General features: G+C 64.6%; 25 protein-coding genes and 1 pseudogene. 6 read left to right on the top strand and 20 right to left on the bottom strand.

What is annotated here, in order from left to right; all coding sequences use genetic code 11:
• Window positions 1-95: 95 nt before the first annotated feature.
• The 6 genes from E4O86_RS00285 to E4O86_RS00305 all read right to left on the bottom strand — a co-directional run bounded on the left by E4O86_RS00285 (window position 96) and on the right by E4O86_RS00305 (window position 2,865).
• Complete coding sequence (locus E4O86_RS00285; RefSeq protein WP_161138515.1) at window positions 96-974, bottom strand: replication initiator protein A; 879 nt, start codon at window positions 972-974, stop codon at window positions 96-98.
• A gap of 8 nt (window positions 975-982) precedes the next feature.
• The gene (locus E4O86_RS00290) at window positions 983-1,255 is read right to left on the bottom strand and encodes a helix-turn-helix transcriptional regulator (protein WP_161138516.1); all 273 of its coding nucleotides are present in this window, start codon (window positions 1,253-1,255) and stop codon (window positions 983-985) included.
• Between the two features lie 132 nt (window positions 1,256-1,387).
• Entirely contained in the window at window positions 1,388-1,930 is a 543-nt protein-coding gene (locus E4O86_RS23880; protein ID WP_161138517.1) for a DNA -binding domain-containing protein, read from the bottom strand.
• Window positions 1,931-1,958: 28 nt separating this feature from the next.
• Window positions 1,959-2,162, bottom strand: coding sequence for a transcriptional regulator domain-containing protein (locus E4O86_RS23355; RefSeq protein WP_246206019.1), 204 nt, complete (start codon window positions 2,160-2,162; stop codon window positions 1,959-1,961).
• A 130-nt stretch (window positions 2,163-2,292) separates the two neighbouring features.
• Window positions 2,293-2,547: a DNA -binding domain-containing protein gene (locus E4O86_RS00300; RefSeq protein WP_161138518.1), complete on the bottom strand. Its 255-nt coding sequence runs from the start codon at window positions 2,545-2,547 to the stop codon at window positions 2,293-2,295.
• A 63-nt stretch (window positions 2,548-2,610) separates the two neighbouring features.
• Window positions 2,611-2,865: a helix-turn-helix domain-containing protein gene (locus tag E4O86_RS00305; RefSeq protein WP_161138519.1), complete on the bottom strand. Its 255-nt coding sequence runs from the start codon at window positions 2,863-2,865 to the stop codon at window positions 2,611-2,613.
• 155 nt (window positions 2,866-3,020) lie between these two features.
• On the opposite strand from E4O86_RS00305, the gene E4O86_RS00310 reads away from it, so the two are divergent.
• On the top strand, window positions 3,021-3,239 hold the full coding sequence (locus tag E4O86_RS00310) for a helix-turn-helix domain-containing protein (RefSeq protein WP_161138520.1): 219 nt from the start codon (window positions 3,021-3,023) through the stop codon (window positions 3,237-3,239).
• Window positions 3,240-3,440: 201 nt separating this feature from the next.
• Here the strand turns inward: E4O86_RS00310 and E4O86_RS00315 are convergent, their stop codons facing one another.
• The 3 genes from E4O86_RS00315 to E4O86_RS00325 all read right to left on the bottom strand — a co-directional run bounded on the left by E4O86_RS00315 (window position 3,441) and on the right by E4O86_RS00325 (window position 7,671).
• Window positions 3,441-4,487: an IS110 family RNA-guided transposase gene (locus E4O86_RS00315; RefSeq protein WP_161138521.1), complete on the bottom strand. Its 1,047-nt coding sequence runs from the start codon at window positions 4,485-4,487 to the stop codon at window positions 3,441-3,443.
• Between the two features lie 227 nt (window positions 4,488-4,714).
• Window positions 4,715-5,188: a DUF411 domain-containing protein gene (locus E4O86_RS00320; RefSeq protein WP_246206020.1), complete on the bottom strand. Its 474-nt coding sequence runs from the start codon at window positions 5,186-5,188 to the stop codon at window positions 4,715-4,717.
• Between the two features lie 251 nt (window positions 5,189-5,439).
• A complete protein-coding gene (locus tag E4O86_RS00325; protein ID WP_205520533.1) occupies window positions 5,440-7,671 on the bottom strand; it encodes a heavy metal translocating P-type ATPase in 2,232 nt (743 codons plus the stop codon).
• A gap of 90 nt (window positions 7,672-7,761) precedes the next feature.
• On the opposite strand from E4O86_RS00325, the gene E4O86_RS00330 reads away from it, so the two are divergent.
• From E4O86_RS00330 to E4O86_RS00340, 3 genes are read left to right on the top strand one after another with little or no spacing between them, the layout of a single operon-like run.
• On the top strand, window positions 7,762-8,217 hold the full coding sequence (locus E4O86_RS00330; protein WP_161138522.1) for a MerR family transcriptional regulator: 456 nt from the start codon (window positions 7,762-7,764) through the stop codon (window positions 8,215-8,217).
• Entirely contained in the window at window positions 8,214-8,549 is a 336-nt protein-coding gene (locus E4O86_RS00335) for a YnfA family protein (RefSeq protein ID WP_161138523.1), read from the top strand. The genes E4O86_RS00330 and E4O86_RS00335 overlap by 4 nt, the downstream gene beginning before the upstream one ends.
• A gap of 12 nt (window positions 8,550-8,561) precedes the next feature.
• The gene (locus E4O86_RS00340; protein WP_161138524.1) at window positions 8,562-9,881 is read left to right on the top strand and encodes an MFS transporter; all 1,320 of its coding nucleotides are present in this window, start codon (window positions 8,562-8,564) and stop codon (window positions 9,879-9,881) included.
• A gap of 43 nt (window positions 9,882-9,924) precedes the next feature.
• Here the strand turns inward: E4O86_RS00340 and E4O86_RS00345 are convergent, their stop codons facing one another.
• The 7 genes from E4O86_RS00345 to E4O86_RS00375 form a co-directional block, all read right to left on the bottom strand.
• On the bottom strand, window positions 9,925-10,539 hold the full coding sequence (locus E4O86_RS00345; protein ID WP_246206022.1) for a class I SAM-dependent methyltransferase: 615 nt from the start codon (window positions 10,537-10,539) through the stop codon (window positions 9,925-9,927).
• Window positions 10,540-10,546: 7 nt separating this feature from the next.
• Window positions 10,547-12,880 carry a heavy metal translocating P-type ATPase gene (locus tag E4O86_RS00350; RefSeq protein WP_161138525.1) on the bottom strand — a complete coding sequence of 778 codons (2,334 nt, stop codon included), beginning with the start codon at window positions 12,878-12,880 and terminating at the stop codon, window positions 10,547-10,549.
• A 67-nt stretch (window positions 12,881-12,947) separates the two neighbouring features.
• On the bottom strand, window positions 12,948-14,255 hold the full coding sequence (locus tag E4O86_RS00355) for an APC family permease (protein WP_161138526.1): 1,308 nt from the start codon (window positions 14,253-14,255) through the stop codon (window positions 12,948-12,950).
• Between the two features lie 115 nt (window positions 14,256-14,370).
• Window positions 14,371-14,895 carry a hypothetical protein gene (locus tag E4O86_RS00360; RefSeq protein ID WP_161138527.1) on the bottom strand — a complete coding sequence of 175 codons (525 nt, stop codon included), beginning with the start codon at window positions 14,893-14,895 and terminating at the stop codon, window positions 14,371-14,373.
• Complete coding sequence (locus E4O86_RS00365) at window positions 14,895-15,281, bottom strand: DUF302 domain-containing protein (RefSeq protein ID WP_161138528.1); 387 nt, start codon at window positions 15,279-15,281, stop codon at window positions 14,895-14,897. Before E4O86_RS00365 ends, E4O86_RS00360 begins: the two co-directional genes overlap by 1 nt.
• A gap of 264 nt (window positions 15,282-15,545) precedes the next feature.
• The gene (locus tag E4O86_RS00370; protein ID WP_161138529.1) at window positions 15,546-17,030 is read right to left on the bottom strand and encodes a multicopper oxidase family protein; all 1,485 of its coding nucleotides are present in this window, start codon (window positions 17,028-17,030) and stop codon (window positions 15,546-15,548) included.
• A 73-nt stretch (window positions 17,031-17,103) separates the two neighbouring features.
• Complete coding sequence (locus E4O86_RS00375) at window positions 17,104-17,493, bottom strand: hypothetical protein (protein WP_205520535.1); 390 nt, start codon at window positions 17,491-17,493, stop codon at window positions 17,104-17,106.
• A 207-nt stretch (window positions 17,494-17,700) separates the two neighbouring features.
• On the opposite strand from E4O86_RS00375, the gene E4O86_RS00380 reads away from it, so the two are divergent.
• The gene (locus E4O86_RS00380; RefSeq protein ID WP_343039054.1) at window positions 17,701-17,976 is read left to right on the top strand and encodes a c-type cytochrome; all 276 of its coding nucleotides are present in this window, start codon (window positions 17,701-17,703) and stop codon (window positions 17,974-17,976) included.
• A gap of 83 nt (window positions 17,977-18,059) precedes the next feature.
• Here E4O86_RS00380 and E4O86_RS23360 read toward each other — a convergent pair.
• The 3 genes and pseudogenes from E4O86_RS23360 to E4O86_RS00390 form a co-directional block, all read right to left on the bottom strand.
• Window positions 18,060-18,222 (bottom strand): annotated as a pseudogene (locus tag E4O86_RS23360) (glutaredoxin); the annotation flags it as partial.
• A gap of 340 nt (window positions 18,223-18,562) precedes the next feature.
• On the bottom strand, window positions 18,563-18,889 hold the full coding sequence (locus E4O86_RS00385; protein WP_161138530.1) for a DUF736 domain-containing protein: 327 nt from the start codon (window positions 18,887-18,889) through the stop codon (window positions 18,563-18,565).
• 594 nt (window positions 18,890-19,483) lie between these two features.
• Window positions 19,484-19,924: a hypothetical protein gene (locus E4O86_RS00390; RefSeq protein WP_161138531.1), complete on the bottom strand. Its 441-nt coding sequence runs from the start codon at window positions 19,922-19,924 to the stop codon at window positions 19,484-19,486.
• A gap of 332 nt (window positions 19,925-20,256) precedes the next feature.
• On the opposite strand from E4O86_RS00390, the gene E4O86_RS00395 reads away from it, so the two are divergent.
• The gene (locus E4O86_RS00395; protein ID WP_161138532.1) at window positions 20,257-20,481 is read left to right on the top strand and encodes a hypothetical protein; all 225 of its coding nucleotides are present in this window, start codon (window positions 20,257-20,259) and stop codon (window positions 20,479-20,481) included.
• A 67-nt stretch (window positions 20,482-20,548) separates the two neighbouring features.
• On the opposite strand, the gene E4O86_RS00400 is transcribed toward E4O86_RS00395, so the two are convergent.
• On the bottom strand, window positions 20,549-21,472 hold the full coding sequence (locus E4O86_RS00400; RefSeq protein WP_161138533.1) for a DUF2493 domain-containing protein: 924 nt from the start codon (window positions 21,470-21,472) through the stop codon (window positions 20,549-20,551).
• Window positions 21,473-21,559 lie beyond the last annotated feature (87 nt).

Genomic DNA, 21,559 nt, shown 5'->3' on the forward strand with positions numbered 1-21,559 from the left:
ATCAGCGGGAGGATTCGCCGATTTTGGTCCCCGAAAGCACGAGGGATGGGTCCCCGATGGCACGATAGGCCGGGTCCCTGATAGTACGAGGCGACTCACAGCTTATCCCCAGGGCGAAGGGGCGCGCCGCTGCGCGCAGCGGCGCCGTGCACGGGTTCGGTGGGAATGAAGGCAAGGCGCTCGGACCCGTTCAGCGTCCGATCGATGCTGAGGCGGTAGCCCGGCAGCGGTTGGCGGCGGACGATCTCGCGCAGGTCGTAGGCGAAGTGCTTGAGTGGCGAGAGGCTTCCGGACTTCGCGTGGAGATGTGCGAAGTCAAAGCTCCAGCCGTGCTGTTGGCGACCGCCATGCTTTCGCACGAGCCGGTAGAGCCAGCGCTCCAGGCCGCCCGTCAATCCGAAATATGCGCGGTCGATTGTGAGGACGAGCGCGTCGTCGAGGACGGCGGCGTAGAACCAGTCCGGTACGATCAGCTCTAGGCCGAGCGGGCGACCGTGTGGATCGGCCCTTTCCTTCCACTCGTTGATCCAGGAGAAGCGATGCATCCGCCGCTCCGTCAGCTGGCGGATCGACGTCGCTACCGTGGTGGATTGCAGGCGGTCGAGCGCAGCCTTCAGGCGATCGTAATCGCGAGCGCTCACGCCGCGGCCGATGAACGAGAGAATTTCGTACGGCGTTGCTGCCATCAGACGCGAGGGCTGAAGGCCGATGTCGCGCGCCTCGACGATTTGCGAAGCCGCCCAGATCAGGACGTCCGCGTCCCAGATGGTTGCCAAGCCGTGTTCGGGCACCGCCTCGACACGGATGACGATCGTCCCGGCTTTGAAGTCGATTGGCGCAAGGCGCTTCGATTTTGCCAGGGAGAAGAATGGGTAGGCCATGAGGTCCTGCGCGTCGCGCGGTGCGAGATCGCCGGGGAGAGCCCGGAAAAGATCGAGCTGCTCGCGCTCTGTGCTGCGGCGCGCCGAAGTCATCTGCGGTCTCAGCGATGCTGACGTCCGGCATGCAGCGCTGACGCATGGCGCTTTGCCGGAAGAACGGAGCCGCGAGGATCGGATGTGGAGGTGACCGCGCCCCGGTCAGCCCAGGCCTGCAAGTCCTCCAGAGCGTAAACGACCCGTCCGCCGAGCTTTCGATATGCGGGGCCTGTGCCGTAGGTACGATGCTTTTCGAGCGTACGGCTGGACAGGCCGAGAAAGTTGGCTGCCTCCGGAGTTCGTAGAAAGCGCGGCGGCAAGCCGGCGAGAGTGGTCATTTCGCACCTCCGGGCGTTCGTTAAGGCTGCCGGTGATCGGCGGCGTTCGAAGGCCACGGTGGCGGAGAGAAGCTGCGAGGGGGGATGGCGAATTTGGGATGGCCAAAAAAGCACCCCCGCGTTGGCATAGCCCTACAGCCGACGGCGACGCTTGAGTAGCGAGCGGTAGTCGCCGGCAATCAGGGCCAGACCGTCTTTAACGAGGTCGATAGTCGCGTCGCGTAGGGCGGAGGTTTTCCAAGGCGTCTCGGAGACGCGGGATTGACCGTAAATGGCTTCGGCAATCTGGCGGTAGCTCGCTCCTTCGCTGTGACCGTCGACCGCCTGGAGCATACGTCTTAGCCGGCGGCGCTGTTGCACTGTAATGCGTGCGTCGGGGAGCAAGCGAAGGCTATGCGCCATGCGCCAAAGCCTTGCGATCGCCTCTATGCGGTCAAGGCCGTCCGTACCCAGAGGGAGGAGAGCGATGACTCGCTGACCTGGCGCAATCCCCGGCAGAAGAAGGACATGGATCGATAAGAGGCCGCGGCCAAGGGTGAGACTTACACCACCATCGGAATCCGTATGACTGGTCTCGGCATCTATCGCTGGCGCAACGATGCTGTCGACGGTGGATATAGCCTGCCATGCACCCAGGATAACCGTGCCTGGGTCGGTTTCCGGTGACCAGAACACCGTGACGTCTTTTGCCGAAAGACCCGGGTCAATCGGGAAAGCGCAACCCCCAGCGCTCGCATACCTCGCGCGTTAAGTCTTTCGATTGGGTCGGACGGCGCTCGCTTCGGAAATAATCGTGCTGGTAGTTCGTGTTTCGCCGCAACCATTCCCAGGCCAAGTCTGACGCGATCAGGCCGTCCACATAATCATACGATACCGACGAATGCCAATGCGATGTATCAGGTCTCATCTAGTTCCTCCCTTCGTCGCCGCTGAGGCTTGCATCGAAGGAAGCAACGATCATGGCTGTGGCGAGGTAAGTGAAGTTTGGTTCTTGGCAGCAGGTGATGCCGAGCCGGCATCATGCTTCCGTTAGCTGCCTATTCGCGGAGCAGCTGTTTGTACCCGTGTTCGGTCATCCAACGAGCGCGAGCCAAATGGGCGCGGTGCACTAGGCTGGCACGCAACGGCTCCTTGTCCGGATCAATCCCGAAGAGTACGTGAACGGCCTCTCGCCAGTCGGCACCGCTTGAGTCGGCGTCGAGAAGTCGCATGTAGAGCTTCATGTGTGCTCGATCATAGCGTGTGAGCTCGTCGCTCTGCGGTGGTTCATCGAAAAATGCATCCTGTGTCAACTGGCTCTCGCTACTCGATCATGGCGCCGCGCAATCTGATTCGGCCCGAAGCGTACCGCAACGCTACTGACTATGCTTCGAGCCTTTGACCTCAGTATGAACAAGCATCACTCCTTCGCCTTGGTCGGACGTCAGGAAGACGATGCCTGCCGCCTCCAGCGTTCGACGGACCTGATCCTCCGTCGACTCGTAGACGGCGCGATGACCGGATTCGAGGCGCTTCAGCGCCGTGAGCGAAACAAGGGCCCGGTCAGCAAGCGTTTCCTGCGTCCATCCCAGCAACGCGCGAGCGGCCCGCGATTGTCGGGCGGTGATCATGCATGATCACCTCCCACCGGGCCGACCGAGCGCGCCAGAACTACGACTTCTCTATTCGGACCAACCGGATAGCATGGTTTCCCATACTCCCCAGCGGTTCATTTACATACTATAGTTGATAAACTTAAAGTATGTAAATCGCGATCTTCCTGCGCATGGATATGCGCAAACTGGTCGGCCGGAACTTCGCCCGCCTGCGTCGGGAGAAGGGCCTGACCCAGGAAGAGGTCGAGGTACGTTCCGGCTTCAGCCAGCAATATCTAAGCAGCCTCGAACGCGGCCGGAGGAACCCGACCGTGATCACGCTGTATGAACTCGCCCAATCCCTCGGGGTCAGCCACGTCGATCTAGTCGAGCCCGACGACGAAGTTTGAGCGGCACCCCCGCGAGGATCATGCTTCTCTTCGTGGTCGGTACGAGACCGCCACAGGATGGGATCAGAGGAGCCGGCGGGACAATCTAAATTGCGACATCACCTCGGCATCGGCCTTGGCGGTCAAGTCGTATTTGCGCGCTCGCCGTTCCCCGTCCCCTCGCGGGGATATGCTTCGACCTGGACTGAACCCGGTCGAACCCTAAACGGTTGAAGCAGCGGGTCCCGGCCGTTTGCCCCAGTCGAATTCCGTTCCGTCGATCCACATGCGATGAAGGATCACAGCGATCTTCCGCGCCAGCGCAATGATCGCCTTCTTGTGACCTCTTCGTCGCGAGATTTGTGCGCCCCAGGCCTTGAGCGCAGACCACCGTTTCACTCGCGTCAGCAGCACTTGTGCAGCTTCATAAAGAAGACTTCGCATCATCTCATCGCCCCATCTCGAAATCCGGCCGCTGCGGTCCACCTCACCGGATTGCTGCTTGCGCGGTGTCAGCCCGAAATGTGCGCCGACTGTGCGCGAGCGCGTGAAGCGGGCTGGGACATCGACTGTCGCCCGGAATGTCAGTGCGACAAGTGGGCCAACGCCGGGAACGGTCATAAACCGGCGCGCCAATTCATCCTGGCGGGCCAATCGGACGAGCATGTCGTCCAACCGGTCGAATTGTTCTCGCAATCCGCGCCGCGCCTGCAGCAAAGCGTCCGCAACGGCATGGAGGTCAGTGTCAGCAATGAGTTCACGCACCCGAGGCTCGAAGTCGCGAGCCGTCACCTTGCCAAGGTGATAGCCGTAGTTGCGGATGAGTCCGCGGATTTCGTTTTCGACGTCCTGGAGCTTGTTCCGCAAGAGCTGCCGCGCTGTGAGGATGGTGCGTAGGCGTTGGCTGCTCGGCGTCTTGACATGGACCGGCTTGAACAGTCCGACGCGCATCATCTGTGCGATCCCGCGCGCATCGTGCCGGTCTGTCTTGTTGAGTTGCGCGGCGAGCGCCGCCTTCATGTGCCGGGTTTCGACGCAAACGACTGGGAGGCCAGCATCTGCCAACCGCCCATAGATATGTTGCGACAACATACCGGCTTCAAGACCGACACGAACAATCGGAAACCGAAGTGACAGGATATGCTGTGCGATTTCCTCCGGTTCGGAGGCGAGCTTGCGCTCGTGCACTACGTGGCCATCGTGATCGACGGCGCAGAGATTGACGGTGCGAGCCGAGACATCCAGCCCGATATAGTGATTTTCTGGCATGCCGTTTCCCCCTTCGAATCAAGGTCGGCACTTCTCATAACCAATCTTCGAATGGTTTTGTAAACTACGACTATTTCGGTCGTTCTTCGTTGAACAACGACGACAATGCGCCCTTGGGCAACCTTTGTTGTCGGACCAAGAGCCGCTCGAAGAAGTCCTTTTGACCGGCAGCGCTCGTGACCGGCGCGCATTAATCTGCGCAGCGGCCAGTCTTGCCGTCTCAGGCGTCAGGCAGCCGAATAGCTGCCATAGACCTCCGTCGAACCGTCGCGTCGGATCAGGAACACGTCATAGGCTTCGCGCTCGCTTTCCGGCCCCATGCCCGGCGAGCCGTAAGGCATCCCAGGCACTGCAAGACCGACGGCATCCGGGCGTTCGTCGAGAAGACGACGAATGTCGGCGACAGGTACGTGACCTTCGATCATGTAGCCCTCGATCCTGCCGGTATGGCAGGAGATCATCTCCTGGGGGACCCCGTTGTCGAGCTTGTAGCGGGTCAGCAGTGTCCCCATGCTCGCCTCGACCGTCACGTCGAACCCTTCGGACTGCAGAACCTCGACCCAAGCCCCGCAACATCCGCAATTCGGGTCTTTGAGAACATGGATCGCCGGGCTGTCTTGCGCCAAAGCGGGCAGCGTTGTCGCAATTGAAGCCGCACAAGCGCCAAGCATCAGGCGGCGTCGGGAGACCATGAATTTCATCGAATATCCTCCATTCTTGCAGGTTGCCCGGCGAAGTAACTCGCCGGACCGCGGGAAACCGGCCGCAACGCTCCCTGCTTGTCTATCTCTTCCATTCACCCGATCCAACGCGGCACTTGCGCCCCATCGATCAGGCAAGGCGGGCCGATGGCGGCGGCCAGCATATTCCTTATTCGCGAACATCCATGCCTTATCCGAGGCACTGAACAGACTGAGGACCGCAAGCGCTCCGGCTGAACGGCGATGTCATCTCAGGTCTCCTTATCGGGATTGAAGGCCAGCAGACGCAGCGCGTTGAGCGTGACGAGAACCGTGGCGCCTGTATCGGCAAGGATCGCGAGCCAGAGCCCGGTCACGCCCAGCACGGTCGTGACAAGGAACACCCCCTTGAGGCCGAGCGCGATCGCCACGTTCTGGCGGATGTTTGCCATGGCCGCGCGGGAAAGCCGGATCGTCCCGGCAACGTCCGTCACCCGGTTGCGCAGTAGCGCCGCATCGGCGGTCTCGAGCGCCACGTCGGTGCCCGAGCCCATGGCGACCCCGACATGGGCCGAGGCCAGCGCGGGGGCGTCGTTGATCCCGTCGCCCACCATCATCACGCGGCCGCCCGCCGTCATCTCGCGGATGGCCGCGACCTTGTCTTCCGGCATCAACTCGGCGCGGTGATCCATGCCGAGGGCCTGCGAGATCGCCGCGGCGGTGCGGGCGTTGTCGCCGGTCAGCATCACCGCGCCAATGCCAAGCGCCTTCAGCTGGCGCACCGCGTCGCCTGCGTCCGGGCGAGGCTCGTCCCGCAGCGCAAGAAGCCCGACCAGTCGATCGGACCGGAAGACCGCCACGATGGTCTTGCCCTCGTCCTCAAGCGTCGCTGCGGTCTGGCGCGCGGCGTCGTCGAGAACGCCCGTCGCCTCGGCAAAGCGCGGCGAGCCAACCCATGCAAGGCCGTCGCCGACCATCGCTTCGGCGCCCTTGCCGGGCAGTGCGCGGGCGCCGGATGCGGGCAGGGTCGCGACACCGTCGGCCTCGGCGCGGGACAGGATCGCCTCGGCCAGGGGATGGCTGGAGCCCGCCTCGATCCCTGCGGCGAGGGACAGAACCTCCGCCTCCGATCCGCCGATCGGCACGATGTCGGTGATCCGGGGGCGTCCAAGGGTCAGCGTGCCGGTCTTGTCGAAGGCTACCTGCGTGGTTCGGGCCGCGGCTTCTATCACCGCGCCGCCCTTCATCAAAAGCCCGCGCCGTGCTCCCGCGGACAATGCCGAGGCGATGGACGCCGGAACCGAGATGACCAGTGCGCAGGGACAGCCGATCAGCAAAAGCGCCAGCGCGCGGTACACCCACGTGTCCCAAGCCTGGGCGAATGCCAGCGGCGGCACGATAGCCACCATGAGGGCGAGGCCCACCACGGCGGGCATGTAGATGCGGCTGAACCGGTCGATGAACCGCTCGGTCGGGGCGCGGGCGCTTTCCGCTTCCTCGACCAGACGGATGATGCGGGCGATCGTGTTGTCCTCGGCCGCCTTCGTCACCCGCACGCGCAAGGCGGCTTCGGTGTTGATCGAGCCTGCGAACACAGGCTGGCCGGGTTCCTTCAGGTTGGGCACGCTTTCGCCCGTGACCGGGCTTTCGTCCACGCCCGAGACGCCCTCGATCACCTCGCCATCGGCGGGCACCCGGTCGCCCGGCCGCACCAGAACCGTCTGACCGATCTTCAGGTTTTCAGCGGGCACCTCGCGCGTCTTGCCGGAAACCTCCAAAAAGGCCGTCTTGGGAACCAGCCGGGCCAGCGCCCTGATCCCGTCGCGAGCCTTGTCCGCCGCGACCCCTTCCAGCACTTCGCCTACCGCGAACAGGAAGACCACCAGCGCCGCTTCCTCGGCGGCGCCGATGACCAGCGCGCCGGTGGCCGCGATGGTCATCAGCATCTCGATGGTGAAGGGCATGCCCGCGCGTGCCGCGGTGATGGCGCGACGGGCGATCGGTGCGACACCGATCAGCGTCGCCAGGATAAAGGCCCAGTTCGCGATCCCGCCCGAGGCCAGAAGCTTCACCGCCCAGGCGGCGACCAGCAGGGCGCCGGCGCCGATCACCAGACGGCCCTTGCCGGTCGTGTACCAGGACAAGTCGCTTGCTGTACGCCCTTCGGCAGAAGCCGGCGTGCCTTGCGCAGTGTCCGGTGCAAGCGCGGCGTCGCCAGTCGCGCCTGCAGAAAAGGCGCCATCGGGCAGAACAAAGCCCTTGCGCGGGGCGGCGCTGCCCTTCGGCGCGATGCCGAACCCCAGCTTCTTCACCGCGGCCTCGACGTGATCGCGGGAGGTCTGATCCTCATCGAGCGTAAGCCGTAGCCGCTCGGCCATCAGCGCCACGTCGACATCCGCTACCCCCGGCAGACGCTCGAGCGCGCCCCGGACCTTGCCGGCGCAGGAACCGCAGTCCATGCCGGTGACCCTCCATTCACAGCTTGTCGCATTGCGCGTCGTCATCGTGCTTTCCCGTCCCGCCAAACGTGGCGATTGTGTCCATCGGATCTGTAACCTAATGTCTCTAGCAACTATAGCTTCAAGGGGCATTCGATGCTGACCATCGGGAAACTGGGCGAAGCGGCGGGCGTCAAGGTTCCCACCATTCGCTATTACGAGCAGATAGGGCTTCTGCCCGAACCCGAACGCAGCGCCGGGAACCAGCGGCTCTACGGGTCCAAGGCGCTCGACCGGCTGGCGTTCATCCGCCACGCCCGCGATCTCGGATTTCCGCTCGAGGCGATCCGCGACCTGCTCAGCCTCTCCGACAAGCCAGACCAGTCTTGCGCCGCTGCGGACATCATCGCAAAGGAGCAGCTTGAAGCCGTGAAGGCCCGGATTGCACGGCTGACAGCTCTCAAGGCCGAGCTGGAACGGATGATCACGCAATGCGCCCAAGGGACGATCGCGGATTGCCGGGTAATCGAGGTGTTGAGCGACCATGCGCTGTGCGCCGATGACCATCGCCCCAAGCCTGGGGCGGGCGCGGAGTCGGGGGCGACCACATGACCGCGATCCCGACCTTTGCGATCTATGCCGCCGCGGCGCTGGCCGAAATTGCCGGATGCTTCGCCGTCTGGGCGTGGCTGCGGCTCGGGGCCTCGGCGCTGTGGCTGCTGCCCGGCCTTGTCTCGCTATTCAGCTTTGCCTGGCTTCTGACGCTCGCCCCGTCCGACTTCGCCGGTCGTGCCTTCGCGGCTTATGGCGGAGTCTACATCGCTGCCTCTCTGGTCTGGCTCTGGGCGGTCGAGGGCCAACGGCCCCATACCTGGGACGCCGCTGGTGCGGCTCTCTGTCTCCTCGGCGCCGGCATCATCCTGCTCGCGCCACGCGCCGCCTGAAAGGGTCACGTCATGCTCCGACTGTTCGCCAATCGCGCCTATCGCCACCTGTTCGCGGCGCAGGTCGTGGCGCTGCTGGGAACCGGCCTTGCCACGGTGGCGCTTGGCCTTCTGGCCTACGATCTGGCGGGGGCGGACGCAGGGCTGGTGCTGGGGACGGCCCTCGCGATCAAGATGGTGGCCTATGTGGTGCTGGCCCCGATCGCTGCGGCCTTTGCTGAACGTCTGCCGCGACGCGCCATGCTGGTCACGCTCGATCTGACCCGCGCCGGGGTCGCACTGGCCTTGCCCTTCGTGACCGAGGTCTGGCAGGTCTATGTGCTGATCTTCCTGTTGCAGGCGGCATCGGCCGGCTTCACGCCGACATTCCAGGCCACGGTACCGGACATTCTGCCCGACGAACGGGACTACACCCGGGCCCTGTCGCTGTCGCGGCTGGCGTACGATCTGGAGAACCTGGTCTCGCCGATGCTGGCGGCGGCTTTGCTGACGGTGGTGAGCTTTTCCGCGCTGTTCGGCGGCACGGTGCTCGGATTTCTCGCCTCGGCGGCGCTGGTGGTCTCGGTCGTGCTGCCCAGCCCGAAGCCGGGGTTCCCGCGCGGGATATGGGACCGCACGACGCGCGGTATCCGGCTCTACCTGGCGACGCCACGGCTGCGCGGGCTTCTGGCGCTTAATCTTGCCGTTGCCGCTGCCGGGGCCATGGTGATCGTGAACACGGTGGTGATCGTGCAGGCCGGTCTAGGCCTTGGGCAGTCGCAGGTGGCCCTGGCGCTGGCGGCCTTCGGGGGCGGGTCGATGCTGGCGGCGCTGCTCCTGCCGCACCTGCTCGACCGCGTGTCCGACCGTCCGGTGATGCTGGCGGGGGCTGCGGTGCTGGCGGAGGGACTGATCGCCGGGCCATTCCTGACAACGGCCGGGCTTCCCGCATTGATGGCGCTGTGGGTCACACTGGGTCTTGGCTATTCCGTCGTGCAGACTCCCTCAGGTCGGCTCTTGCGCCGTTCGGTCTTGCCGGAGGACCGCCCGGCGGTGTTTGCCGCGCAGTTCGCACTGTCGCATGGCTGCTGGCTGATCACCTACCCGTTGGCGGGCTGGCTCGGCGCGCGTGTGGGCATGGGGCCGACATTCGCCGTGCTGGCGCTGATCGCGGCCGCTTCGGTCGCGCTGGCCCTGGCGGTCTGGCCTGCGGCGGAAGAAGAACCCATACCGCATCGCCACGACGACCTTCCGCCCGACCATCCGCATTTGCGCGACGGGAGTGTCGCTCGGGGCCACGCCCATCCCGCCATCGTCGACGATTTGCATCCGCAGTGGTCGCGGCTGGCCTGACCACCCGGTCCTGGAAAGCCGGGCAGAGGACTCGTCGGATGAATCAGGCCTTCCTGAACAGGCCGAAATGGAACCGCTGCACGCTGTTCCAGGGCGTGTGGTGATCGTGAAGCAGCGACTTGATCAGCCGGTAACCCGGACCCAGCCGTTCCGCGAGTAGAGCGGCGTCATAGCGGGCAACCGGCAGGCCGCTGCACCTTTCCGGGCCATCCGGCGCGAAGGTGCCGATGATGGCATGGCCGCCGGGGACAAGGGCACGGTCCATGACACGCAGATAGGCCTCCTGATCGGCAGCGTTGGTCAGGAAATGGAACGCGGCCCGGTCATGCCAGACATCGAAGGGCCCGGACGGTTGCCAGTCGAGGACGTTCGCCACAACCCATTCGACGGGCGCATCGTTGGGCAGCCGGGCGCGGGCCTTCGCCAGCCCGGTGTCCGACAGGTCGAGCGCAGTGATCCGGTGGAATCCCTGTTCCAGCAGGCAATCCACCAGCCGCGACGCCCCCGCGCCGACATCGACGATGGCGGCGTCGCTGGTTGCCCCGGTCGCGGCGATCAGGTCGAGCGAGACCTGCGGGCGCTCCTCGAACCAGCTCGTCTCGGTCTCCTTCTTGCTTTGATAGACGCCTTCCCAGCGGTTCGGGTCTTCAGCCATCATCGCCCCCTCACAGATCGACCCGCCGAAGCCGCAGCGCGTTCGTGATCACCGACACCGACGACAGGCTCATGGCCGCCGCGGCGATCATTGGTGAGAGCAGAAGGCCGGTGACGGGGTAAAGCAGCCCGGCCGCGATGGGGACGCCAAGGGCGTTGTATGCGAAGGCGAAGAACAGGTTCTGCTTGATGTTGCGCAGCGTGGCGCGGGCCAGCTTGCGCGCCCGGACGATACCCATCAGATCGCCGCCCAGCAGGGTGATGCCTGCGCTTTCCATCGCCACATCCGCGCCGGTGCCCATGGCGATGCCGACATCGGCGGCGGCCAATGCGGGGGCGTCGTTTACCCCGTCGCCCGCCATTGCGATCTTGTGGCCGTCGCGGCGCAGATGGTCGATCAGGTCCTTCTTTGCCTCGGGCAGGATGCCCGCGCGCACTTCGTCGATCCCCAGCTTGCCCGCGACCGCCTGTGCCGTGCGCTCGTTGTCGCCGGTCGCCATGATGACGCGCAGCCCTTGGGCATGCAGTTCCCGGATCGCCTGTGCGGTGCTGTCCTTGATCGGGTCGGCGACTGCCACGATGCCGACGAGCGCGCCGTCGAGAGCGACGAACATCGCCGTCTTGCCCTCGGCGCGCAGAGTATCCGCTTTCGACTCGGCCGTGCCCGTGTCCAGTCCCATCTCCTGCATCATCGCCGCATTGCCGAGCGCCACCGCGCGTCCGCCGACGCGGCCGCGCACGCCCTTGCCTGTGACGGCGTCGAAGTCCACGGCCTCCTGACGGGCTGCACCCTGCGTCTCGGCGCCCTCGACGATCGCCTCGGCCAGCGGGTGTTCCGAGCCGCGCTCGAGCGCCGCTGCAAGCGAGAGCAGGTCCGTCTCGGTCAGGTCTCCAAGCGCTACGGTATCCGTCAGCTTCGGCTTTCCCAGGGTCAGGGTGCCGGTCTTGTCGACGATCAGCGTATCGACCGCCGCCATGCGCTCCAGCGCTTCGGCATCCTTGATGAGCACGCCCGCCTGCGCTCCGCGCCCCGCCGCAGTGGTGATCGAGATGGGCGTCGCCAGCCCCAGCGCGCAGGGACAGGCGATGATCAGTACTGAAACCGCCGAGGCGATGGCGAAGACCAATGCCGGTTCCGGACCGAAGATCATCCAGACAATGAAGGCGAGGATCGCCACGCCGACCACGGTCGGCACGAACACCGCCGAGACCCGGTCGGCCAGCCCCTGGATCGGCGCACGTGACCGGCGCGCGTTCGACACCATGGCGACGATCTGCGCCAGCACCGTGTCGGCGCCGACCTTGCCTGCCTCCATCACCAGAGAGCCGTTCTTGTTGATCGTGGCCCCGGTGACCGCGTCGCCCGGACCTTTCTCCACCGGCATCGACTCGCCAGTCAGCATGCTTTCATCGAGCGAGGAACGCCCTTCGATCACCGTGCCATCGACCGGCACGGCGTCGCCCGGGCGCACGCGCAGACGGTCGCCCTCCATGATGTTTTCCAGCGGCGCGTCATATTCCGTGCCGTCGGGCAGGATGCGCCGCGCGGTCTTCGGCGCGAGGTCCAGCAGCGCGCGGATCGCGTCGCCGGTGCGTTCGCGCGCGCGCAGTTCCAGAACCTGGCCGACGAAGACCAGCGCGACGATCACCACCGCCGCTTCGAAGTAGGTGCCGACGCCGTGACCCATACGATACTGTTCGGGGAAGAGACCCGGCAGGAACGTCGCGACGATCGAATAGAGATAGGCCGCCCCCACGCCGAGGCTGATCAGCGTCCACATGTTGGGGCTGCGGTTCACGATCGACTCCCAGCCGCGCCGGAAAAACGGCAAGGCCGCCCAGAGCACGATCGGTGTAGCCAGCAGGAATTCCAGGTAGCTGGCCGTCTGATGCCCGACCCAGTCGCGCACCGGCAGGGCGACCAATTCGCCCATCGTCAGGATGATCAGCGGCACCGCCGCTGCCGCCGAAATCCACATCCGTCGGGTAAAGTCCGTCAGTTCCTCGCTGGGCTCGTCCGACGGCACCATCGGCTCCAGCGCCATGCCGCAGATGGGGCAGGCTCCCGGAGCATCCCGCACGATTTCGGGATGCATCGGACAGGTGTACTGGACGTTGGCCGGCGCCGCCTTCTTCCGTCCGCCAGCGCGCCCCGAGGCGTAGAACCACGGGTCGACCTTGAACTTCGTCTGGCACTTCTCCGAGCAGAAATGGAAGGTCTCGCCCTGGAACTCCGCATGCCGCCCGTCGGGCTTTGTCGCGACCGCCATCCCGCAGACGGGATCCTTCGCTGCCTCGGTCCCCGCCGCAATGTCGGGTGTCGCGTGATGATGATCCTGCTCCATGGTCTGCCAGCCTTTCGGTATCTTGGTTCAGCTTGCGGCCTCCAGCCGTTGGAAGGTCAAGCCTTGTTCAGTGATGGTCCTGCGCGCCTTCCCGAACCGGATTGCGCGCGAGGAAAACCCTTATGAAGAGGAACACCAGCGCCATGCCGATCATGCCGATCACGACGATGATCGGGTCGGACTGCCACTTCATCCCAGCGAAGGCGGCCAGCACCACCGCGTCGAGAGCGATCGCCGTCAGCAGCACCCAGCTCTTCGCGCCGATCTCCTCTCGCAGATGCCGGAACACGCCGAAATGGATGATGATGTCCATCACCAAGTAGAAAAACGCCCCGAGCGAGGCGATCCGGCTGAGGTCGAAGAAGACCGTCAGAAAGCCCGCGATCACCACGGTGTAAACGAGCGTGTGGTCCTTGATCGTGCCCGGCATCCCGAAATGGCTGTGCGGGATCATCTTCATGTCGGTCAGCATCGCCAGCATCCGCGAGACGGCGAACACACTCGCGATCAGACCCGACGCCGTGGCCACCAGCGCCAGCGCCACCGTTAGATAGAAGCCTGTCTGACCCAGTGCGGGCCGGGCCGCCTCGGCCAGCGCGTAATCCTTCGCCGCGACGATGCGGTCGAGCGGCAGGCTGGAGCCGACCGCGAAGGCCACAAGCAGATAGACGACAACGCAGATGGCGATGGACCAGACGATGGCGCGCCCCACGTTGCGGTTCGGGTCAGTGATCTCGGCGCCGCTGTTGGTGATGGTGGTGAACCCCTTGAAGGCGAGGATCGACAGCGCAACCGAGGCCACGAAGCCACCGGCGCCCAAGTCTCCGCCAGTAGCTTCGAACGAAAAGCCGCTCGCCCAGAGACCGGCCGTGCCGAACAAGGCGATGCCACCCACCTTCAGCACAGCCATGACGATGGACAGAAGTCCGACCGACCGGTTGCCCGAGACGTTCACGAGATAGGCGAAGACAATCAGCCCGACGCCCAGAACCGGCACCAGAACGCTGTCCGGATCGCCGCCGAACGCCCGAAGCGTGTAGGTGCCGAAGGTGCGCGCGACGAGGCTTTCGTTGATGACCATCGACAGCGCCATCAGCAGCGACGCCCCCGCCGCGACCGTCACCGGCCCATAGGCCTTCGTCAGGATCATTCCGATGCCGCCTGCCGACGGAAAGGCGTTCGACATCTTGATGTAGGTGTAAGCGCTGAACGCGGTCACGATGGCGCCCACGACAAACGACAGCGGGAAGAGCGGACCGGCAAGCTCGGCGATCTGACCTGTCAGCGCGAAGATGCCCGCGGCAATCATCACGCCGGTGCCCATGGCCACCGCGCCCGTCAGGGTAATGCTGTTCTTCTTGTAGGTGTCCGCCATCAGTATTCCTCTTCAGGCTCTTTTCGCAATCCAAACCGCACGAGCGACAGTCCCGACCGACGCAGCAGCGTCGGCCGCGGCCTCGGGCTGAAGCAGGATCTGAACGCGCCCGGTGTCATGCGGCCGCCTCATCGATGATCTGTGCGCCAAGGAGGTGGCGACGGGTCAACCAGACCAGGAGCGGAGGAATGACGAGCCATTGCAGAAGCGGACTGAGCCCGGTGCCTAAGGGCGGCACAAGCGGCATCAGTTCCGAATAGGTCCAGCGCATGCTGATATTCGTATAGTAATACTCAAACCCGACAGTCAGCAGGATGCCGACAGCGACAAAGATCACGGTTGGAAGACGCGTCGGCCGAAGGACCCAGTCCCGTCTGCGCGCCGCCAGAGAGGCAATCCAGAATGCCGTCAGTGCGAACCCGACGTCGCCGAATGTTGCCGATATGCACAGCTTGATTGCGTCCCAATGGGGCAGCTCTGCCATGCCGGCATAAGTTGGCACCTGAACGAATTCCCAGACGAAATGCAGCAGGAATGAAAGGAAGACGATCGGCAGTTCCGGTGCCCTCCACAGATCGACACGCCGCGCGCGGTTTATTGAAATGGCGCGCCTCGCGGTCATGTTGGAGTGCTGCACCATCAGATCGCCGCGACGGCCTTCGCCAGAAGGTCGCGAACCTGGCCCGCGACGGCGGTCAGTTCGGTGTTCTCGATCGCCTGCATCGACGCCACCGGGTCGATTGCGCTGACCTCGACGCCGCCCTCGACCTCGCGCAGGATCACGTTGCAGGGCAGCATCGCGCCCACCCGCGGCTCGATCCCGATCGCCTGATGCGCCATCTTCGGATTGCAGGCGCCAAGGATGCGATAGGCCGGCATCTCGACGTCAAGTTTCTTTTTCATGGTCGTCTTGACGTCGATCTCGGTCAGTACGCCGAAGCCATGGTCTGCAAGTGTCTTGCGCGTGCGAGAGTCGACATCATCGATGCCCGCGCCGGGGATCATTCGATCGATTGTGTAAGACATGAAGAAATCCTTCCTTCTACTTTCCGATGTATTTGATCAGCGCTGCTATGATCAGGACAACAAGGACGATGCAAAGCAGGCCGAAAAGCCAGCCAAAGCCCATTCCATAGCCCATATCGTTCCAGTTCATCTTCGTTCCTCCTTCATTTCTGCTGCATGATGCGCCTTTCGCCCGGCCCTGGCGATAACGTGAGGCAGGACGCGAAGGCACATGGCAGGTGTCGGGATTTCGGTGCGCTTCCCGAGAAAGCGCCCCGTGGCAGATCAGACCGACGCCGTGACCGCAAACTCGGTCATCATTCCTGAGGCCAGATGCGGCATGTGATGGCAGTGCAGCATCCAGCGTGCAGCCTCGCCCGCGTCGAGGGCCACATCGATCATCGACATCGGCGGAACATAGATCGTGTCGCGCAGTGCGCCGGCAACGGCCCGTCCGTTCAGACCGACCACCTGGAAGGCATGCCCGTGCAGATGCATCGGGTGACCCATCATCGACATGTTGTGGAACGACAGCACAACCCGTTCGTTGTGGCGCGCGACGATCGGCTGTTGCTGGCCCCAGACGTCTCCATTGATCGTCCAGACATAGGGCTGCATCGTGCCGCCGAGCATCAGCATCTGGCTGCGGTCCACAGGTCGATCAGGCAGGGCTTCGAGGCCGATCAATCGCGCTTCTTGCGCCAGATCGGTGTCGAACGGGGCTGCCTCTGTCTCCGCCAGGGCCGTGATGCGCCGGACGTCCGCGCCTTGCGTCGCGAGGATCAGGCCGGTGCGCTCGCGCGCGCCTTCGCGCAGCGCCAGGATCGGCCAGGCCCCCCCTTCGCTCGGCAGGTCGATCTCGAGATCAAGCCGCTGACCCATCGCCAGCCCGAACTGCGTGCCCGGGACAGGCTGAACGGTATGTCCATCCACAGCAATCAGTCTCGCCGAGACCGCACCGGTGTCGATCCAGAATACCGTCGCCGCGGCAGCGTTGATGACGCGCAGCCGGATGCGTCCGCCGCGCTCGACCTGCACCACCTCCGGGTCCGAGAGGGTTCTGTCGTTGGCGAGATAGGCGTCCCAGTCGTAATCGTTCAGGTCCATGGCCATGCCACCCATGCCCATCATGCCGTTCATCGGCATGTTGCCCGTAGCGCCCTGGCCCGTCCCTGGCATCGCACCCCCGCCATGGCCGGCGCCGTGGCCACCTCCATGTCTGTTGGCAGTCTGTCCGCCCGTGATCTCGGCAAGAACGTCCTCCGGCGGCGTGAACGAGAAGTCATGCAGGAGCATCACGACTTCCTGCCAGTCGGCGCGCAGGTCCTCCGGTGACCGCACGATCAGCGGCGCGGCAAGAAGCTGCATCTCCTGGATCGGCACATGGCTGTGCATCCAGTGGGTGCCTGGCCGGGGTTCGAAATCGTAGGATCGGGTCTCTCCCGGCGCCAGGAGAGGCATCGGCATGTCCGGCACGCCGTCCTGCACGTTGGGCGGGATCTGGCCGTGCCAATGGATGATCGTCGGGGTATCGAGCGTGTTGGTCAGGTCGACCCGGAACCTCTGGCCGGGGTCGAGCACCAGTCCCTGGCCGCTGGGACCGGCGAGACCGAAAACGGTGGCCGCACGGCCATCAATATCGAGTGTCCGGGTCGCGGCGGACAGCGCGAGAGGCGCCGCCACCTGCGCGAGGACAGCGCGCGGAAGGTGAACGGAGGCAAACGCCGCCGCACCTGCGGCCAGAAAGCCGCGTCTTGAAATGGTATGCATGGTCGTCTCCTCGGGACATCCCGTCCCGATCTGAATGCCTATGGGGACGCCGCGGGCGTCCGCCCGGGCGCGATCAGAGGAGACGGAGCTTGGGAGGGCGGTCGTTCAGCCCGGGCGCATGGCCGACGTGGCCTGCCTCAGCCGGAAACCCATGACTTGCGGACCGTTGCGCAGGGAGACCGGCTTGCGCGCCGGGCATGGCCAGGAAGGACGCAAAACCCGCGCAGATGAAATCGCACATTCCGGCATCGGCCGCTCCACAATGCCGTGCAGGGTCACAAGCCGGGTCCGTGATCTCCGGAGAGTGCATCATTTCGCCGACATGCGTCGTGTGGTCCGCGCTGGAACTCATGCTCATGCGCGCGGCATGCGCCGAACTCACCGCCGTCACCACGGTGATCGCGAGTATGGCAAGCATGGTGACGAGACGTGCGATCATGCTGCAAAGATAGGTATTGCTCACGCCAATGTCCAATGTCGCGCGGGCCTCGCCGCTGGCACATGGTGGTCCCAGCGGAATGCGAAAGGTGACGGGGAAAGACATCTTGGGGAAAACCCCTCCGAAATATTGTCGGGAGCGGTCTCGTTGTCGGAGGCGTGATCCTCGCTGTCTTCGCCGTCTCGCATAATGCAAGTCCCACATCCACTGCCGTAGCGTCGCTGGGACATTATCGCCGATGGACGCCAGATCTATGCCGATCAGTGCGCCGCCTGCCACGGCGTGGATCTGGAAGGCCAGCCGGAATGGCGTAGACCGCCTCCCTCCGGCCGATTGCCCGCGCCGCCGCATGACGAGAGCGGTCACACATGGCACCATCCCGACGAACTCCTGTTCCGCATCGTCAAGGAAAGCACTGCCTCAATCGTCGGTGGCGGGTACGAGAGCGACATGCCCGGCTTCGCAGGAGTAATGAGCGATGCGGAGATCCGCGCCGTTCTCGATTAAATCAAGAGCACATGGCGGGAGCGCGAACTCAGCTACCAAGAGAGCGTGTCAGCTGCCAGCTGACTCTCGTCTTGACCGCCGAGCTACCCGGGCCAGAGCGTGCGGACCGGAATCCAGATCGCCTTGGCGATCATCATAAGATTCTCGGTCAGGGAGACAAAGCCGAGCGGCACGTTGCCCGATCTGCCGAACCGGCGCATTCAGTTCGCGCTTTTCGATGCAGACCGCCTTGAAGACCGAGAGCGCACTCCGCTTTGGCCCGAGCAGGGGCACTTTTCCTGCAGAACCGTGCCGACGACTGTGTCGAGGAAGCCATTGCCTCAAACGAGCCAGAGGCGCAGCGGCAGAACGTTCGCGAAATCGCTAGCCTCCTATACAACGTCCGCCCGTTCTCAAAAGGCAGCAGAAATAGGTGCCGAATACCCCATCTAAAATAGTCGCTTATGGCCGGCAAGGCGAGCGAAAATGGCGGCTAAGACGGGCGGTTGGCCGAATCACGCTCGACTGATTCGGTCGCCGTGCCGACCCGCCGCCGGAAGCGATCAGGCCCCACCCGGTCGCTCGGGCGGGGCCTGGGGCTCGCGCCTCACTCGCCGTTGCGGCGGCCGTTGGGGCGGGACCAGATCAGGCTGTAGCCTTCGCCTTCCTCGTCGTCGAAGAGGTTGGCATAGATGGGAGCCGTGAACGACGGGTCGTCGAGCTTGAGGCTCAGATAGTCGCGGCCCTCGTTGGAGCGCTTGGCCCAGGCGGCGCCGATCTCGACGCGGCCCGCGAAGACGCGGTGGCTGGGAGCGTTCTCGCCCGAGCGGTTGGTCTCGGGAAGGATGCGGACGTTCTTCGCTTGGACCGAGAGGGTGACGATCTGGCCGGTGAACTCGGTGCCGGACTTCTTGAAGGTGCCGATGGTCGCCATGGTAGTTCTCCTTGATCTCTGTTTCGAGCCCGCACCATTGCGGCCTCGATGGCGATCGACAGGCCGGAGGCGATCGACGCCGCACCTGCTTGCAGGCCGGAGCGCAGCGGAGGATGGCAGCCGGGAAGACTTTCTTGTTTCGCGAGGAATGGGCGCAGCCCAGGGGAAGAAAGTCGATTGGCGCCATTGCGGCATAGGCGATCGAGGCGAAGCCGGTGTCCGGCCAGATCAGCCCATCAAAAAGGCCGCTTGGAGCGCTCGATCAGACAGAGAAGGATCAGGGAGAACCTGGCCACACCGTCGTGCAACCGCAGAGAGATCCGACAGCGACGGCGGTCAGGGCTTCGCCATGTCGAGGCAAACGAACCTGCGCATGAATACTCCCGATGAGTAACGCGGGAGCGAGCGATCCGGCCGCGGCTTTCGCAGGCGTTGTCGTTCGTTGCGCGACCCTGGCCTCGTGTTCCAACGTGACCCCGCGATCAGCAATTCGCTGCGATCCCGGAAGTCCCGCAGCGCACAGCGAAAGCCAACCGACGCGGCGGAGTCGAAGGCTTCGGGCTGCTCTGGCAATGCCGCGCCGCTGGAATGGCGTCAGGCGCGAGCCACACCCTGACCGGGCTGACCGGGCGGGGCCAGTGTCGCGAGGCGAGCGAAGGCAGTGATGGCGACGACAATCGCCCCGACAACCGAAAAGGCGATCTGCCAGCCCTCGGAAGGCATGGTGTGCTTCACGATGCCATGTGTCGCGTGATAGCCGGCGACCGCGGCGGGTACGACGAAAGCCAGGGCGATCGGCAGTCGCAGCCAGAGCGGCTTGACGAAAATGAGCAGCAAATGCCCGACGAGGAGCGTCGCGAAGCCGGCAACGACCCCAACGGCGATTGCTCCGAGCCAGCCGGCGCCGGTGCCGTATGCCCACACGCCAGCGGTCACGCCCGCGAAGAGCAGGAGTGTATAGACGGCAAGGTAGAACAACAAACAGCAGATCACGCCGATGGCGGCGATACTGGCGAGGATGCTGACGGCAATCATGACGGTGGCCTCCGTGAGAAGTATCTGACGGTCGCGCCTTCCACCACCACCACGGCGCGCCCTAGGAATACTGGGATCGCATCAGAAATGCGAGGGGCAGCGGCAGCACCCAACAGGTCGGAGTGGGCTCCTAAGCGAGCGCAAGCACGATATCGGCATAGGCGGTCGGGACGTCCTGCGGCAGATTGGACCGGCATTCGGAATGCGGCGCTTTCGTAGGGCCCAGTGAAATGCGGGGCGTCGTTGTCGACCGGCTCGGGTGCATCGTATCCGTCGTGCTCGCCCTCCAGCACGATCGACCGCACGCTCATGTGAGGCTGCGACGCCAACCGTTGCTCGACCGCATCATAGGCCGGATCACTCGCGACGAGACCGAACCGATGGCGGTACGAATGGATGACGACGTCCACGAAATCGGGATTGTCGAAGGCCGCCGCAGTTTGTTCGAAGATCGCAGCGTCGAACGGTCATGTCGGAGACCAGAGCCGCCACAAGAGGCAGCACAATTCGCGGCGGTGCATCGCCAGCCCGGCTCGGCCGCGTTCGGAATGTCCTGAATGTTGTAGCCGTTGCCGCTTCGGCATGCGTGACGGCGTGTGCCTGGCCAGCGCGAAGCAGCGGCGCTCACGCGCCGCCGAACCGCCACACGGGAATGCCGAGCTTGCGGGCTTTGTCGGCGAGATTCTCCTGAATGCCAGTGCCCGGAAAGACAATGATGCCGATCGGCAGGACGGCCAGCATGGCGTCGTTGCGCTTGAAGGGTGCGGACTTGGCGTGCTTCGTCCAATCGGGCTTGAAGGCGATCTGCGGCACGTTGCGGTGATCGGCCCAGCGCGCGGCGATGCGCTCGGCGCCTTTCGGTGAGCCGCCATGCATGAGCACCATGTCCGGATGCTTGGCGTGCACCTGGTCGAGCTTGGCCCAGATCAATCGATGATCGTTGAAGTCGAGGCCGCCGCTGACCGCGACCTTCGGGCCAGGCGGCAGTATGACCTCGATTTCGGCGCGCTTCTTCGCGGCGAGGAAGTCGCGGCTGTCGATCATCGCTGCGGTCATCGCGCGATGGTTGACGAGTGAGCCGTTACGCGGCCGCCAGGCCGAGCCGGTGTGGCGCTCGAAGTGCTTGCAGGCCTGGTCGCGCATCAGCTCGAAGGCGTCGCGCCGCTCAATGAGCGTCTGTCCTTCGGCGATGAGCCGCTCCAGCTCGACGGACTTGACCTCGGTGCCGTCCTGTTCGCGCTGGCTGCGACGCTGCGCCTGCTCGTTGTCGTCGAGCTCGCGGGCGATGCGGTCGGCGGCTCGGTGAAAGACGTTGGTGGTCGACCACAGCAGATCTTCGAGATCGGGCTCGAGGCGCGTGTCGCTGAGCGTGGCGACAAGAGCATCGAAGATGTCGGCGATGGCCCCGGCGACGAGGTTGCCTTCGGGAAGCGGTCGGGGATCCGGTTCGTCCTGAAAGGGGCGGAAGCCATAGAGCTGAAGCTCGGAGAGAACGTGATCGGTCGGGGACGAGTTGTGGTGGGGTTCGAAGTCGTCGTCGGTGGCCATGGGATGCTCCGTCGCTGGATTGGCCGCGACCCTCGCGGCCTTCATGGCGACGGAAGACGGTGGGCGGGCCGGCTCTGCACCCGGAGC

The sequence above is a fragment of the Propylenella binzhouense genome (assembly GCF_009866965.1).
Classification (GTDB): Bacteria; Pseudomonadota; Alphaproteobacteria; order Rhizobiales; family Afifellaceae; genus Propylenella; species Propylenella binzhouense.